Origin of the sequence: Synechocystis sp. LEGE 06083, assembly GCF_015207725.1 — a bacterium.
Lineage (GTDB): Bacteria > Cyanobacteriota > Cyanobacteriia > Cyanobacteriales > Microcystaceae > Synechocystis > Synechocystis salina.
Genome location: NZ_JADEWJ010000003.1, coordinates 1 through 17,500, shown reverse-complemented (window position 1 = coordinate 17,500; position 17,500 = coordinate 1). Strand labels below are relative to the sequence as shown.

At 45.7% G+C, this 17,500-nt stretch carries 5 protein-coding genes; all 5 read left to right on the top strand.

From position 1 onward, the window contains the following. Window positions 1-188 precede the first annotated feature (188 nt). Window positions 189-8,810 (top strand): SwmB domain-containing protein, encoded by an 8,622-nt coding sequence (locus tag IQ219_RS00405; protein WP_228016600.1) that lies wholly within the window; start codon window positions 189-191, stop codon window positions 8,808-8,810. Window positions 8,811-8,918: 108 nt separating this feature from the next. Continuing rightward, window positions 8,919-11,378 carry a Calx-beta domain-containing protein gene (locus IQ219_RS19870; RefSeq protein ID WP_228016599.1) on the top strand — a complete coding sequence of 820 codons (2,460 nt, stop codon included), beginning with the start codon at window positions 8,919-8,921 and terminating at the stop codon, window positions 11,376-11,378. 238 nt (window positions 11,379-11,616) lie between these two features. Then, on the top strand, window positions 11,617-12,351 hold the full coding sequence (locus IQ219_RS00400) for a YoaK family protein (RefSeq protein ID WP_190598638.1): 735 nt from the start codon (window positions 11,617-11,619) through the stop codon (window positions 12,349-12,351). 319 nt (window positions 12,352-12,670) lie between these two features. Further along, window positions 12,671-16,267 carry an AAA-like domain-containing protein gene (locus IQ219_RS00395; protein ID WP_194071357.1) on the top strand — a complete coding sequence of 1,199 codons (3,597 nt, stop codon included), beginning with the start codon at window positions 12,671-12,673 and terminating at the stop codon, window positions 16,265-16,267. 330 nt (window positions 16,268-16,597) lie between these two features. Then, window positions 16,598-17,386, top strand: coding sequence for a V4R domain-containing protein (locus IQ219_RS00390; RefSeq protein ID WP_194071356.1), 789 nt, complete (start codon window positions 16,598-16,600; stop codon window positions 17,384-17,386). The last annotated feature ends 114 nt before the right edge of the window (window positions 17,387-17,500 follow it).

The following is a 17,500-nucleotide window of genomic DNA, read 5'->3' as shown; positions in this document are numbered from 1 at the left end:
AAACGCCATCTGAGATCCTGGCCAGGACAAGAAGAAATTTAAACTAAAAAACTGAATTATTACTTAAGCACGGCTTTCAACCCAATCAGGTGAGGGCTTAGGTTTTTCAGTCATTTATTGCAAAACACCAACATGGAATTCTGCAAATTATTGTCCAAAAATGCCGTTTAACTTCGTCTTTTTTTTTCATGGCCATTAACTTCTCAAATCGACTTTCTGCGATCACTACGGATTCGGCGGGGGTAACCCATATTGTCTGGGTGGAAGATGCCACGCTCTTTCACGCAACTTACAACGACAATTCTGCAACCTGGATCAATGAAACGGCGATCGCCAATGTCGGCTCTCAAAAAATCGTCAGTTTAAACTTAATTGCCAACGATAAGCTCATTGATGATTCCGGCACAGGGCTACCAGGATTAGCGGTGGTTTACCAGCAGGGGAGCGAAAATGAAAGCAATATTTTCTACACGGCAGCCCAATACAATGCCAGTGGTAAAACGCAATGGTTGGATAAGCCCCAGGCCCTAACTGCTGATCAAGTGGGGGATCTAGAACCCAGGGCGATCGCCAAAGATGACGGCACCGTGTTTGTGGTGGGGCAAAAAGTTGATACTGAAAATGCTCAAAACCAAGGTATTCGGGAAGATACGGACTTATACTACCAATCCTTTAGGGTTAATAGTAGTCAATTCACAACGACACCAAGTTCTCCCTCTTCATCAGTTAATAAAACCCTATCAGGAATTTCGTCGAGTTATTCGGGTCAAAATTCTGCCGTTGCCGCTTCCTACTCTGTTTTAAGTGATTCTGAAGCAGAATTCTTAGCAAAAAAAGCCTTTAATGGGCAAGGCTTAAATTGGAATGCATCAAGTGGCTTTAGCGACAGCCTATTGAAATTTATTATTGCTAAGAGTGAAAATGCTAAGGTAAAAAAGGCGGTTGAAAATGGATTTGGTGGGGTATCAGTCAATATTGCCTTACAGGGGTCAAGCGGTGATAACCCTACCTGGTCTCTATTTGGCGGTGGGGTCTCCACCGATGGTAAGCTCCTGCTCAATGCAGTTGCAGCTGTTAGTTTTGCAAAAGCTACGGAAAAGAAAACCCCATTCCAGAAAAAGAAGACAACAGAAGCACAAACTAATGAATTTGACTTTTCGATTGTTTTATCTTCTCTGTATAGTTTTGGCAATACGCAAGCTTCGAGTGGGCAGTATCCCCTTGAGCTTGAAACAGGTAGTTTCGCCCTATCCTTTGGTTTCACCTTCCCAATTGTAGGTGCCAATTTTGGTGAAAATAAAACAAATCTTTTTAACCTCAATGCCTTTATAGATGCCGGAATTGCCCTTCAGTGGCAGTTAAAACCCAAGGATTCTGATACCTATCGAAATATTTTATTTCCCTTTATTGATTCTAATTCAAGTGAAAAAGGATTATTAATTGCCGATTCATTTGGAACTGCTATTCCAGTATTTTCTCAAGTTGTTGCACTTGAGGCCATTCTTTCCAATTTAATTTCTGCTTTTGAGTCAATTGATGACAACGGCCCACTATCCTTGGAATCATTACTCATTGGCATCCCCATAGAAGGTGGTGTCGAATTAATCGTTGATATTCCCTTTATTTTCAAATTAACTGGTTCGGTGGGGATATTTCTAGACGGAACCTTTCTCGTCAAGGGATCATCGGACTTTCCCAAAGATACATTTACCCTCGGACTTCCCTATAGCCTGGAAGTTCAGGCTCTGGGATTGCTCAATGCTAAAATCGCCGGTATTCCTACCTGGACTTGGCCGGAATCTTCTTCTCAAATTCTAACTGCCAATTCTTCATTAACGCCATCGACATCCGAAACGGAACCCAGTGTTCAGGGATCCTTACTAACTATCCCCTTTGCTACTCCCTTAAGCCCAAATTTAAGTCTCAATCCTGAAGATTTTACCGTTCAGGTGACCAATGCCAATAAGAGTGTTTCGACTGTTCCAGTTTTTGACGTCATTGTCCAAGAAAATGCAGTTATTCTGCGTTTAGAAAGTGCAATTCCCTACGCCACCCTGAACGATCAACCCTTAACGGACAATATTACCGTGAGCTATAGCGGTAATCAGCTCAATGACTTTACAAAAAGTACGGTTATCAATAACTCCGCCCAAACTTTGGTTTATACCTACGACCCAACCAGTGGCAATGGTAATAATTATACCAATACCAATCAACAAATAACCATCGCCTTTAATACACCGTTAAACACCGATATTGTTCCCGATGCGAGCCAATTTATCGTAAAAGACAGTGATGGAAGCACCATCAATCTAATTGCTCCTAATCAAAACGGTCAACAACCTGTTTACGTTAATCAAAATAGTGTTGTTCTAACCTTAACTCAGACCATTCCCCAGGGAGAAAACTATACCGTACAATATACGCCGACTGAAGGAGGAAGCAATAATCTAGAAAGTGCAAGTAATCAAGACATTGCTTCTTTTATCGTTAGCAATTCTAGCCCTTCTACCACAGCAGGAAATGTCAACAATACCTTTATCAGCACAGAGAATATTAATCAGGTTCTGAGCAAGATAGATAATGACTTTACCCAAGATAGCTCTCCGGCTTTATCCCTCACTAGTGAAGGAGATATTCTGCTCAGTTGGAGTAGCGATGCCCCTAATTTATTACCCATTTCTGCCTTAGCCCAAGGAAGTAATATTTATCTGACCTTTGGGGAAAACTTAGCCAACAATCAGGGGAACTATCTGAATCCTGAGGCAGATCAGTTTGTGGTCATCATTGACGGTGTTACTCAATCGTTAAATCAGAACGAGCTTCCAAATGTGGAAGGGAACACACTGGTTTTAACCTTGGCCCAACCGATTTCAGGTAACGCAACAACCGTTTCTGTTAGCTATAACTTGGTGGCATCGGACGGAAGTAACAGTAGCAATTTAGTTTATATTGATCCAACTGGGACAACGTTTTGGTTGGAGAAGTTTACTGATTTATCAGTTGATCTAATTAATGATGCCAGCGCACCAACGGTATTAGATTTAGACATTAACGGTGATATTTATAATGGCTATGGCTCTAATCAAACTATTGTTATTGCCTTCGATCAAGAACTATCGTTTACTTCGGAAAATGATCAACTCCCCAGTAACGATTTCAACGTATTAGTCAATGGCAAAGCTGTTGGCGTTGTCCAGGCAATTATCAATGAAACATCGGTTGTCCTGACCTTAGATAATTCCCTTCAAATTGGTCAAGGAAATCTTGTTTCAGTAGCTTATACATCAGATCCTGACAACCCACTAAAGGGAGTTAATAATCAAGTTGTTGCATCTTTTTCCACTAGTAACATTCTTACCACTCCCACCAATTCCGGTACAGTGATCAAAACAGCTTTTTCCCCCTTTGGAGACAGCGGCATTTCCGAAATTACAACGATTCCCGGCACCAGTGGCTTAAATTTTGACGTAGCTTCTACTCTCTACACCTACACTGATCCAACCACAAATCAGACTAACCAAATTAATGTCCTGGCTTGGGTTCAGGTTGACAACGATGATTTAACTATTCAACAAATACCAGGGCAAAACTATAGCAGTGAACAAGCTGAAAAAATCAATGCGGCAATTAGTCAATCTGATATTTACTATTCAATCTTAGGCCCAGATAATCAATGGAGTTTGGCCCAACCGATCGCCGCAGTGCAAACTGGCCAGGATCAAAAAGTGACGTTGGGAGCGGGGCCCAATGGGGAATTGCTCGCCGCTTGGTTAAATACCCAACAGCAGAGTAATGGCAATACTTCAACCACCATTTACTGGTCAAGCTTTAATGGCACCACCTGGACTACTCCCCAGACACTCCTCTCGGAAATTTCCCCAGATGCCTTTACGGAATTGAATATCAGCACCATTGATGGCCAACCTGCCATTTTTTGGACAGAAAGCCAACCTGCTTCCTACAGCAATCTCGTAGTGGAGCAAGATCCCATTGTTTATCTACGCCTAGGGGAACTAAGTGGCACAACGGCAATTAATGAAGGGCAATCTGGGCCTAGTTTTAACGGTAACTACAGTGGCAATTTCACCCTTAATCAAATTGGGGCCCTGGAAGACACCACAAACAATTCTGGTGATCCCAATCCTGCGGTCTTGTTCAATGGCGGCGGCGTGACCCTTGACGCGGCGATTCCAGTTTCCATTCAGGGATTTTCGGTGGAATTCTGGTTTAAATTACCCAGCATCAACGCCATTCCTAACTTAGTGTCTATGGCGGATGTTTTTCTCTTTACTGTCAACGATACGCAGTTAAAGTTCAGCCTAGACAATACTGGCAATTCAACTATTGCGACAACGCCCCCCCTTAATACCGACACTTGGTACTATGTGGTCGGCACCTATGACGGTTCCCAAGACATCCTCTCTCTGTACCTAAATGGTGAGTTAGTGGGAAGTTTGGACAATGTTAGTTTTAGCAATTTACCCCAATCCGGGACGCTGGCGGTGGTGGGCCAGGAGGGATCGGTTTATGTCGATGAAGTTGCTTTTTATAATTCCGTCCTTTCCTATGTTCCCAGTAGTACTGGTTTAACTGCCTCTAACGTCACTGATTTTACGGGGAACCAGTTTCTTGATGGAGCTTTAGGCACTAACGAAATTGGCGATCGCTTCAATGCTCAATATGTTGACCCAGTGCCGGCCGGGCCAGAAGCCTACTACAGTGTTTGGAATCCTACTACAAACAGTTGGCAATTAAGTGGCCAAATCGAACCGATTCCCACTATTGTTCCCACCATCCTGAGTGATGCCAATTTCCCGATTTGGGATATCGTTGCGGCCACGGAGTCCCCAAAAGGCAAAGAAATTTTTCCCAATGGTAAAGCGGATAGCATTTTCCAAATTAATCTGACCGGCGAACAAGGGCGAGAAATTACAGGGATAGCAGTTACAGTTCCCGGAACAAATCTTTTGTGGGGGGTTGGTCAAAATGGTGATGGCAATGCCATCGGTGGTTTCCAAGTCGGGGTGATTTTAGGCGAGACCGTCCCCAATAATGGTCAGCTCACATTTGCTGATGGGACGATTCTGCTCAATAGTCTCGACCCGGCCCTTTTGGGATTAAACCATCGAGTGATGGGGGAAACAGAGACCCTCAGTTTGTTTATTGATGAAACCGGCAATACCTTTTCCGCAACGCCGACGGTGACGGTATATTTTAAGGATGTTAGTAGCGTTACACCCCAGGTTACCTCCATCGCCAATCAAGGGGGAAAGGTTCCTGCTAAGGGTGTTAATGATTTAGGGACGGAAGTTTTGGGCATTGCCACGGTTACAGAAGCCAACGATGCCTCCTTAGCCAATATTGATAGCGGCTTTGTCATTAACACCAATAATGCGGCGATCGCCGTTGAGCTTGCCAGTGGTTTTAAGGCCGATGGCAGTTTAGCTTATGTGGCAGTGGAGAATCGGGGCTACACGGACAGCGCCGGCAATCCGGTCAGTGGCGGCACCATTCAGATTCTATTGGCCGGTGGCAGTGTTTTGAGTGGGACGGAGAGTAATCCCCTCACGACAACGGATTTATCAGGCAATCCGGGGGGAGTTTTAATCACAGGCATTGCTGATGGTGGTGTTGTCAACGGTGGTGTGTCCATGAGCCTAGCCACGGGGGATATTAATGGTGATGGCATAGACGATTTAGTAATTGGGGATGCTAACGCCAATGGTGGGGATGGCGTAATTTATGTCATTTATGGCAGTTACCTCACCAGTAACCCTGGGAGCATCATAGATGTTGGTAGTTTAACTTCTGCCATGGGCTATGTAATTAACCCAGCAATTTCCTCTGCCCAAGCCGGATTTTCCGTTGTTATGGGTAATTTTGACGGAGATAGCAGCCATACCCGCAATGACATTGCTTTCGGTGCCCCTGGAGTAGGCAACGGCGGGGCTGTCTATATTGCTTACAACGGCAGTACATCATTCACAGAAGTTTACCAAGGGACTTCGTTAAATCAGGTGGGTGAGCGGGCGGGATTTTCTTTAGGAGCTTCCCATTATTCACCTGGGAATCCCACCACATTCACCGGTAGTAGTACGAGCGATGACCTTTTTATCGGTGCGCCCGCCTATCAAGTGGAAGTTAACAATCAATGGAAAGGGAAAGGAGGACTACCTTCTGGCAGTCAATCCCTCTATCCAGACTCGGCACAAATTGCGGTGGGAGCCGTTCATGTTTTTTCCACTAGTAGTCAAGGATTAACTCCCTGGGGAACCTATACAGGCCCTGATATTCCAGCCCCCAATGGAGTTGCCACTAACTATCTGGCCGGAGCGGCGATCGCCTCTGGAGACTTTACAGACCTAGATGGGGATGGACAACAAGACCTGGTCATTTCAGCAACAGGGATTAATGCCAATGCAGGGGCAGTGTATGTGATTCAGGGCCATCAACCGTCCTCCTCCTCAACATCGCCCCAAGCTTTAAGCACAGTCAGCAATCTCATCATTAACGGTTCTCTAGCTAATGGTCAGGCGGGAACCGTTGTCACTGTGCCTGGAGATCTCAATGGGGACGGTTATCAGGATTTTCTTATTACCGCTCCCCAAGCCAGTAATGGCACTGGTCAAAGTTATCTCCTCTTTGGCCCCTTGGATCTGAGTCAGGTTGGAACAATCTTTGATCTGGGCGCGACCAGTCAGGATAAAACCTTTTTATTGAATGGGAGCCTCCCCTATCAACTAGCAGGTACGGCGGCCACTGGGTTGGGAAATATTACCGGGAAAACGGGAAGCAACGGAAAAGTTGATAGTTTGCTATTAACGGCCCCCAATGCCCAGCAAGCCTATGCAGTTTATGGCCAATCTTACTTGGAGGACGATGGCAGTATTAAGTTAGCCAATGTCAGCTCTGATAATGGCTTTGTCATCGATGGCAATAGCTTTAGCACCTTCAAGGTTGCCAATCCAGAGATTTTCGACCAGACAACGAGTGTAATGCCATCCTTGGTGAGCTATCAGGGGAAATTGTACATGGCTTACAAGGGAGATGGGAGTGGGCAAGATATTTACATTACGATCAGTTCAGATGGCGGAAAAACTTGGAGTAACGCAATTGTGGCGATCAAAAATGCCACTAACTTTTCTCCCTCTTTAGCGGTTTATAATGATGTATTGTATTTAGCCTATACGGGCTTAGATCCCCAACTCAATATTCTTTACAGTACCAATGAAGGACAAAGTTGGAGTTCACAGTCTGTCATTGGGCAAACCTCCTCCAATGCCCCCACCCTTGTCACATACCAAGATAAATTACTGGCCTTATTTATCTCTAACGATCCGAGTAGCCGCATACTTTATATCTATTCCGACAATCCCCAGTTTAGTAACTCATGGTCAGGATTATTTGAGGTGACCTATGACAATGGTAGTGCTCCTCAAACTAGTCCCAACGCTGTCAGCGCCACAGTTTTAAATGAAACACTGTACCTTGCTTATCAAACAGGAACAAAAGGTAGCCCTGGCAACGGTATTGATATTACCTCGACGACAGGCACGGATCTTAATAACTTATCGTGGTCTTTAGCTTCGGTACCGGGCGTTAATACTAGCCAAACCCCAGGGCTGACCACAGATGGTACCACCATCTATCTAACGAGCACCCAAAGCCGTGTAGACGAAGATCAACTAATTTACTTAAGCACTTCAACTAATGGCACAGTTTGGACAACCAGCAAAATTTCGGGGACTAGTAACTATGCTCCATCTCCGGTGATTGTCAATAATCAACTCTACTTAGTCAACTCTACTGCCGGCAACGGTTATCAGGTTTTAGAAACGTCTCTACCACCGTTTTCTATTTCTAACAACGGTAGTATTGTCCGTATGTTAGGCGATATTAACGGGGATGGTTTTGCCGATGTTTATTCGGGCGGAGATAATGCCGGAGTAATTATTTTTGGAGACAGCACCAAAGACTTATTGACCGCCGCCAGTGGCAATGATGCCTTAACTATAAATATTCAGAGTGCCGACATTCAAGATGTGGTGGATATTGGGGATTATAACGGCGATGGATTATCAGATTTTGGCATCATAGATAGCAACAATAACTTTTATTTATTGTTGGGCAATATTGACTTTGGTAATCAGAAACAAATAACCCTAGTTGCTGATGCTAACTCCTCTCTACAATTAGCCGGAATCTCTAATGCCTTTGCCATCGCAGATTATAATAATGATGGCTATAGCGACATGTTGTTCTCTGCTAGTGATGGAAAAAATTTAATTTCCTTGGGAAATCAGCTTGGGAAACTAACGAATTTTGATTCAACTAATCTTCCTCCCACAGCGATAGCCTCTGCCACAGGAATAGATATTATAGATATTAATGGCGATGGCGATCGAGAGTTAGCGGTTAATATTCCTAGCAATAGTTTTTCCCTTTATTCTTCCTCCGGTTTATCTCCCATCTCAGTCGCGTTGCCGACAGTGGGCGGGTTACTCCGAGACCCTAACGCTAGTGACTTACAGGATATCGGGGATGTAAATGGGGATGGAATTGACGATTTCGGCTATATTTTGACGGCTTTCGTAGAGAATAACAAACCCAAACTTAATTTTGTTGCGATCTACTACGGCAGTTTAAGTGGTTTAAACAGCAATTCACAGCCTGACATTTTGCTCTCCACCATTGACATCAATACCGATACCAGTCTACCAGCTCAATTGACTAGCTTTGCCCCAGCGGGGGATGTGAATGGAGATGGTTTTGATGATTTGTGGATTGGGGTTCCGGGGACCAATTAACAACAAGGAACGGGCTATGTGGTTTTTGGGGCGGCTTTATCTGCAAACAATGGCAAATTCTTGACGTTAAAAGACCTCACACCAGAGCAAGGATTTTCGGTCACCGGATTGCCTAATTCCCTTGCTGGAGTTTCTCTTGGCGGCGGCGGGGATGTGAATGGGGATGGTTTTGATGACCTCATTATTGGTGCGCCAGGGAATAACGACAACCTCAGTTTTGTCCTCTTTGGTAGCGACTTTAACCAAACGGTGAATCAAACAGGAACTATAGGCGATGATGTTATGCTCGGCACCCCCACTGGGGAAAGCTTTGTGGCAGGGCAGGGTGATGACCAAATCTATACTAATGGAGGTTTAGACGTAGTTTATGCAGGACCAGGGGATGACTTTGTTTCCGTCGCTGATACCTACTTCCGTCGCCTAGATGGCGGGACAGGGTTAGATGTGTTGGAATTACAAGGTTATAACGGACAGAATTGGGATATTACCACCTTGGCACCAGGGGTAAGGCTTAAAAACTTTGAAGTAATTAGTATTCTCGATTATGGTGCGAATACGTTAACCCTCAATGCTTTAACCGTTACTAATTTGTCGAGTAACAACACAGTTGTTGTGCTGATGGATAGTGTCGATAGTCTCGTGTTAAGTAGCGATTTTAGTGCGGCGGGAACTACTTATCAATATGGCGATAAATATTATCAATACACGTCTGACCTCTCAGCGGCGACAGTTTTGGTTAACCAAGCCAAAGCACCCACTTACACTGCCGTAAGCACCAATATTCCAGCACCAATTTTACCGACTTCTAATACAGAAATCAACAACGGTTTATTAAGTGACTTAACTATCAATTCTCAAAATAAAGTTCCAGTTTCAAATCCCAATGCCCCGACTAAACTGCTTGTTTCCAATCCCAAAATTTCAGAGGCAATAGGAGAGGTAGATTTTGTTATTGAGCGGACGGGGGATCTGGACAAGTATGTTTTAGTTAGTTATCTCAGCCAAGATGGTGATGGTAAAGCGGGTAATCGCTATTTACCAGTGGCGGGACAGCTAATCTTTAACCCAGGGGAAACCAGTAAAACAGTCACAGTTCAAATTCCTAATGATGGTATTTACACCGGCGATCGCCAGTTTGGATTATTAGTTTCTTTGTTAGACGAAGGTTTAAGGTTAGGAAACTGGGGGCAGGAGTTTGCCCTAGCTGCTGATGGCAATGGTTCCCAGATCCGCCGTTGGAATTATCTGGCAGGGGAGTTGGAAAATAGCTTAATGGGAGGCATAGTCAATTTTTCCACCACCACTAATGGCGGCCAAACCCAAGCTGATGTCACTGTCGGTGGCATCGGCGAATTTAACGACTTTTTTAATTACAATCCCCTCACGAGAAGTTATGAATCCCTAATGTCTAACAATGTGACCGGGGCCAAATTTAGTTATCTAGATGGTGAAAGTAGTCCCCATGGAGTCAAGCTTGAGCTTCTCGATGGCGATCGGGGAGATGCCGACGGCGTAAGCAATGGCCTGGTGGAAACAAAAGGTTATTTGGGTCGTACCATTCCAGGTTTAATTACCAACAATAATCGGGTTTTCTGGGCTCCCACCAATGCCGATGGCCAGGTACAACTAAGGTTAATTAGCAGTTCTGACCAAAACTATGAACTGGGCTGGATTGTGGTTGATGATCAAAACGGCACAATCAATGGTTTGCAACCTAACGATCCAGGCTATGAAACTGCGGCCCTCGCTCGTAAGCAAATTATTTTTCAGGATCAAGATAGTTCATCTAATAACTCCCTTACCCGTACCCTGGCCCAGGAAAGTTTTACCAATCCCATAGAGCTGGCCAAAACCGAAGAGCAATTTTTTGGAAGTTTGGAAAACTCAAACCTAGAAGCTAATCGTTACTATATGCTCTACAGCCAACAGGGAGGCAAAACAACTTTTTCCATTAATACTTCCCCCACCGTCGAAACCGATAGTCGGGGTTATCATCAATTGAGCTTTGATGGCATCACTGCTGAAATTAGCTCCAAAACTTTGGTTGTACCAGGGATTTTAAATCAAACCGTTGCCGTCGAAGCCTCCATTAGTCGTGCTGGAGCCTATGACAATGCCATTGCCCTCTACCAAGTGGATAGCTTAACTGGGGGATTAGACATTAATGGCGATCGCCAAATTGATCTCAAGCCAGGTGAAATAGGTTACCTCCAGGCCGCTTTAAATCGAGCCCAAAATCCCCTCACCGGAGTAAGTTTAACTGCACCGGATAGTTTCTTTGGCACAACAAAACAAACCATTAACCTATTAGGCAACAATATGTATGGCATGGTGATTATTCCCAACGCCACCATTGCAGAGGTGCTGAACCAAAATCCCGGTAATGATCCCAATCTTGGCCCCGTTGCTCTTTTCTCTTTTAATGAGGCTAACCCCGGTGGTATTAGTCAAATGTCCCGTCTTGGTAGTAACCTTTTTGGCTTTGAAGATATAGTTGGGGGCGGTGATCAGGATTACAATGATGTGATTTTGCAATTTAGTTTTCCAACTTCTAACACCGTAAATTAGAATTTATTCAGTGTTACTTTACGCGCATGGTCAAGCTAAGAATGGACTTAAAAAATTGCCTTGTCAGTAAAGAATCCTTGCTAAAATGAGGAACTCTTCCAAGTTTATCCTCCTTAATCAGGAGCGCTAGGGGGAGACTAACTAGCATTGTCAGAAAAGCAGAGGAGGGGGTAATTAACCACAATTGTCAGATTTTTGAGACACGCTCTAACATAACTTTGCCATGTAACCATAGACGATGAAACTATTATTAAATGAGCAGTTTATTGTCGGTGTTTTATTCAGTTGGGTAGCCGGCTTTGTCGATGCAGCTAGCTTTCTAGGGTTGAATGGTTTATTCACCTCTCACATTACTGGCAATCTGGTCATAGCGGCAACGGAAATAATTGGCGTGGGGGGACAAGCCCTGTGGGTTAGACTTGCAGTCATTCCCGTTTTTATGTTTGCCGTTATCCTTACCACTGTCCTGGCTCGCCGCCATCAACTAAAGCTCAGCCATTTGATTAGTATGGAAACTTTAGTTTTACTGTTATTTACCATAACTGCAATTATTTTGGCTCCAGCCCACCATAAATCAGCCAATAATTTGCCGTTATTTTTGACTGGCTCCCTAGGAGTATTTTCCATGGGAATGCAAAATGCGTTAATGCGGGAATCCCTCGGACATATTGCCCCTACCACCGCCATGACCAATAATTTGACCCAATTCACCATGGATCTAGCATTAATTAGTGGACTACAAGACACCCTTCGCCCAAGGGCATCCTGCCAGGATCTTGATGCTTGCCGCACAAGACTAATAAAATTTGGCAGTGCATTGCTAGGATTTAGTGTCGGTGCTATTTTCGGTGGAGTTTTGACGGCTAAATTGGGTTTATCTTCATTATGCTTACCTTTGGTGTTGATGCTGTGGTTGTCATTAAAAGCTGAACTGATTTTCCGCCATACTGATATGAATGCTGGGTTAAAATAAAATCTGATTCAACCTGCTTAAGCGTGATCAAAGTTTTTAATTAATAAATCTTTTCCAATTTTTTTTCGGTCTAATCTTGCTTATTAAGTCAACTCAATTAGGATTTACGACGGCTAAGTTTTTTGTCTATTTTATTCCCAAATTCAGATGGTAATAACAGCCTTATAAATGCACTTTTGTCTTAGTTTTAAGGTGGTTTGCTATCTGCGTATAATGAAAGTCAGAGGCGGAAACCATAGCTCCCCTCAAAGAGTCGATGCACTATTGCAAACCGTTACTTGCCCTTTGGCGGGATAGTCAAAGACATAACTAAATAACAATGTCCTCCATGTCCCTAAATTTATTGCAATCGAGTCCCTACCAGGTAGGGGGAAGTTTGGCCGCTAACCATCCCAGTTATAGCCAACGGGAGGCAGACCGGGAACTTTTGGCCCAGTTGCGAGGAGGGAAATTTTGCTATGTGTTCAACTGTCGGCAGATGGGCAAATCTAGCCTACGGGTACGTACCATGCATCAACTACAGCAAGATGGGGTGGTGTGTGTTTCCATTGACATCACCAGTTTGGGCACTGAAGCTGACCCACAAAAATGGTATAACGGCATTATTACCCAGCTTTACCTTGGTCTATCTTTGGCGGGCAAAGTGGCCCTCAAACCCTGGTTACGGGAGCGGGAACAACTCAGTCCCATTCAAAAGTTACGGGAATTTGTTGAATCGGTCATTCTTCAAACCATTGGCGATCGCCAGATTGTCATTTTTATTGATGAAATTGATAAGGTGCTGAGCCTGCCCTTTTCCCTGGATGACTTTTTTTCCTACATTCGTTTTTGCTACAACCAACGGGCGGATGATAGGGAATATAATCGCCTCAGCTTTGCCCTCTTTGGGGTAGCTACCCCCTCGGATTTAATTGATAATAAAACCCAAACTCCCTTTAACATTGGCCAAGCCATTGCCCTGACTGGGTTTACCCTCACAGAAGCCCTGCCCCTCAGCGCTGGTTTTGCGGTGGATGAAGGGAGCGCCCAGGCAATTCTCAGGGAAATTTTAGCCTGGACAGGGGGACAACCCTTTTTAACCCAGAAGGTCTGCGAACTAGTGGCCCAAGCTCTGCAAGGGGGGGAGTTGCATTGCCAAGCTGACACCATTCCCACCGCCATCGCCCAGGTGATCGAAGATAAAATCATTCACCACTGGGAATCCAATGACGAACCGGTACATTTTCGCACCATTGGCGATCGCCTTTTGAAGGACGAGGCCCGCAGTGGGCAACTGTTGGGACTGTACCAAGAAATTCTGCATAAAGGTGCCATTCCCGCGGACGATAGCGTCGAACAAACGGTGTTGCGGCTAACGGGGCTGGTGGTCAAAGTGGAAGGGCAATTGCGTCCCTATAACCCCATTTACCAAGCAATTTTTAATGCCCAATGGGTTAGTAAAGAGCTCAATAAACTCCGACCCTACAGCACTAACCTCCAGGCTTGGATCAATTCCAATTACCAAGACTCTTCTCGATTACTACGGGGGGAAGCTCTACGGGAAGCCTTGGCCTGGGCCAGCAGTAAAAACCTCAGTGGGGTGGATTACCGTTACCTCAACGCCAGTCAAAATCAGGAACAGGAAGCTTCCCTGGCCGCCAACCAAATTTTGACCCAGGCCAATGTCAAGGCTAAACGGATGATCAGCTTCGGTATTGTGGTGCTGATGATGTCCCTGGGGGGATCGGCGATCGCCTTAAGCCAGGCTTACTTTGCCACCCTCAAGCAACAACGGAGTCAACAGGGCACAGAACTACAACGCTTAGGTACTAGCGCCCAACGGCAATTCACCTTTGATCAAATTCCGGGTTTGGTGACAGCTTTGGAGGCAGGGCAACAACTCCACCACCTAGTCAAAGCGAATGAAACCCTCAGTCAATATCCCGCCACCAGTCCATTGGTAAGTTTGCAACAAATTCTTAGCCAAATTGCCGAAAAAAATATTCTCACGGGCCATAGGGACGGAGTGACCAGTGTGGCCATTAGTCCCGACAACAATTTAATTGCTTCTGCTTCCCGGGATGCAACAGTGCGCCTTTGGACTCCCCAGGGCCGATTTTTGCGGGAACTGACTGGCCATAAAGACAGTATCTATCGGGTGGATTTCTCCCCCAACGGTAAAGTGATCGCCACCGCCGGCCAGGATCAGATGGTCAAAATTTGGGATCTGGAAGGCAACGTTTTGCAGACCCTAAAGGGCCATCAAGATTCCGTTTATAGCGTCAGTTTCAGCCCCGATGGAGAAACCCTGGCTTCCACCTCCCGGGACCGCACTGTGCGTATTTGGCATTGGCGATCGGGTAAAACCCTAGCTGTGTTGGAGGGGCACACGAAATCCGTGGATGATGCCCAATTTAGTCCCGATGGCCAAACCCTGGTCAGCGTCTGCCGGGATGGGCAAATTCGCCTCTGGGATTTGCAGGGTAATCTCATCCGTCAGTTTGGCTTGCCGGAGGTGGCCTTTTTTGGGGTTAATTGGCACCCCGATGGCAACCTACTGGCTGTGGCGGCGGACGATGGCACTGTGAGACTTTGGAATCTCCAGGGGGAAATTAAAGCCACCCTATTGGGCCACGATGAATTTGTCACCAGGGTGGTCTTCAGCCCCGATGGTAAAGAATTATTTTCTAGCAGCAGTAACGGCAGCATCATTCACTGGTCCACCAGCGGCAAAATGCTGAAAAAGTACCAAGGTTACCCAGAGGCAATTTTTGGTTTAGCCCTAGCCACCAATGGTGCCCTATTGGCGATTGGCTTGGAAAATAACTTGGTTAAGGTCTGGGATATGACCCCAAAGCCCGATTTGGTTAGCCTCAATTTGCCTGGTGTACTCGGGGCTGTGGCGGAGAATGCCAATACCAATACTATTGTGTTGGCAATGGAAAATGAACCCTTAATGTTATTCAATACGGCAGACCAAAGCCGCCGGACTTTACCAAATACTAGCAAAAATGTTAATCGCCTCCAGTTCAGTGTTGATGGCCAATGGTTGCTGGGGCAACGGGGTCGGCAATGGCAACTGTGGCAACTCCAGGCCAAGCCTCAATTGGCCAAAGCCTGGACGGCGGATATTGGCCGTGTTTACGATGTGGACCTACGCACCACCCCCACATCCCCCCAATGGGCGATCGCCGTGGCCACCGGTAGCGGAGAAGTGCAACTCTGGCAGGGGGCAAACAACAAAAATCCTAGTGGGAACCACGCCCAAGGGGATAGCAATAGCAACCCCAGTAATGCCATTGAATTGCATGGCCCCATTGCCCTGGCCCTGGGCAACCCCATGCAACGAAAAGAACCCATCCGCAGTGTTAGCCTCCACCCGACCTTACCCCAACTGGCCGCCGGGGATGAGCAGGGTAATCTCACCCTCTGGAATTTTGATGGCACCCTAATTAAAAGCATTGTGGCCCACGGCGATCGCCTCAATCAACTGCAATACAGCCCCAACGGTAAATACCTATTAAGTGCTGGTCGGGAGGGCACCGCCAAAATTTGGAGTGTGGAGGGGGAATTGTTACACACCCTAAAAAGTGACCCCCTACCCATTGATCAGATTGCCATCAGTCCCGACAGGCAATGGATCGCCACCGCTGCCAGTGATGGCATGGTCAGACTTTGGGACCAGCAGGGTAACCTCCGAGGGGAATTTACCAGTACATCGGGATCATTATTAGGGCTAGGGTTTAATCGGGAAGGCCAATGGTTACTGGCCGTGGCCCAAAACGGTGATCTGCAAAGTTGGCCCGTAACTCCGGAGAAGGAGCGGCTCCGCCAACTAGTGGAGCAGGGTTGTAGCTGGTTGACGGATTATCTGGCCACCGAGAAACAACCAGCCCAGACCTATTCCCTGGAATTTTGCCAGTCAACGGAAAATTGAAGGGCAGTTTTGTCAACAGAAGAAATACAAACTTAACAATAATTAATGGAGAAATGTTTAGTTGTCTTTTCTACTTTGACAACGTTTTGTAACGGAGATTTATCCTGCCTACAAAAGCCATGTAAAAATTAGAATTAGTTGGGATTTTTAAAGTAACACTGATTAAGCTTTGTACTGGCTACAAAGTGGGTCAGCCGTTGGTTGAATTTTCCCCATTTAGGAAAATAGCCAGTGGTTATTCAGAATCACTCAACACCGTGAACCCAGGGCAAGGCTCTTGTTTTTCACCGCATTTACCCGTTTTATCCTGAATCCTTTTCTAACCCATAGATGGGTTGCCTGCCAAGCCAAACTGATTTTTTTACCATACCCAAGGGGATGTCGTCCATGGTTTTAACTTCCATTAGTACATCAAACACTCCGGCCCAGGTCAAAGGATCTAACTTGTTGGAACATAGTTTAAGAAAGGTTCATCCCAACAAACACCACCACTATCAAGTGGTGGACTTCTTTTGTTTTCAAATGAATTCTGGTTCCATTGTGGACTGGAATAATTGCCGTAACGTTCTTACCAGCGAAGATTTTATCGTTGGCTTAATTGACGGTTTGCAAGAGGAAGTGGGCAACGCCTCCAGTGTGGTCATGTACAACATCGGGAAAGAGTGGGGTCATTACGATGCTGAGTTTTTTAATCAATGGTTCCTGACCGAATTTGGTTACACCAGTTCTTTGAGCGAGCTCAATCTTAACTATGTGCTGGAAGGTTGGTGGTGGCCCTTCACTGCCCAGGGCTGGGGGAACTGGGCCATTGACTTAAGTGAGCAAAAAAACGGTTTTCTGTTTGTGGACATTTTCGACTCCGCCGTGGCCCGCACCTTGGGAGATGTGGGTAAACCAGTCTGTCATATTTACGCTGGCCTGTTGGCAGGGTTCTTCAGTCGCCTGGTGAAAAAGTCCCTCAACTGCATTGAAATTCAGTGCTACGCCATGGGGGAAACCTATTGCAAGTTTCTAATCGGCAAACAGGACCGCATTGATGCGGCCACCTTCTGGCAAAACGAAGGGGCCAATGCCAATGACATTGCCACCAAGCTGGTTAAGGGAGAGTACCTCAAATGATCCATCCAGCCCAATGGGCCCAGATGAAAGTGGGGGATTTTTTCCGGGGTTACAACTGGCAGGGCTCCCCCCGGGTGTTGGAGTCTTCGGTGACGGAGGAAAGCCTAGATAACT

Coding starts and splice junctions, on each gene's coding strand:
- IQ219_RS00400 (WP_190598638.1), top strand. CDS start 11,617: ATGAAACTATTATTAAATGAGCAGTTTATTGTCGGTGTTTTATTCAGT.
- IQ219_RS00395 (WP_194071357.1), top strand. CDS start 12,671: ATGTCCTCCATGTCCCTAAATTTATTGCAATCGAGTCCCTACCAGGTA.
- IQ219_RS00390 (WP_194071356.1), top strand. CDS start 16,598: ATGGGTTGCCTGCCAAGCCAAACTGATTTTTTTACCATACCCAAGGGG.
- IQ219_RS00405 (WP_228016600.1), top strand. CDS start 189: ATGGCCATTAACTTCTCAAATCGACTTTCTGCGATCACTACGGATTCG.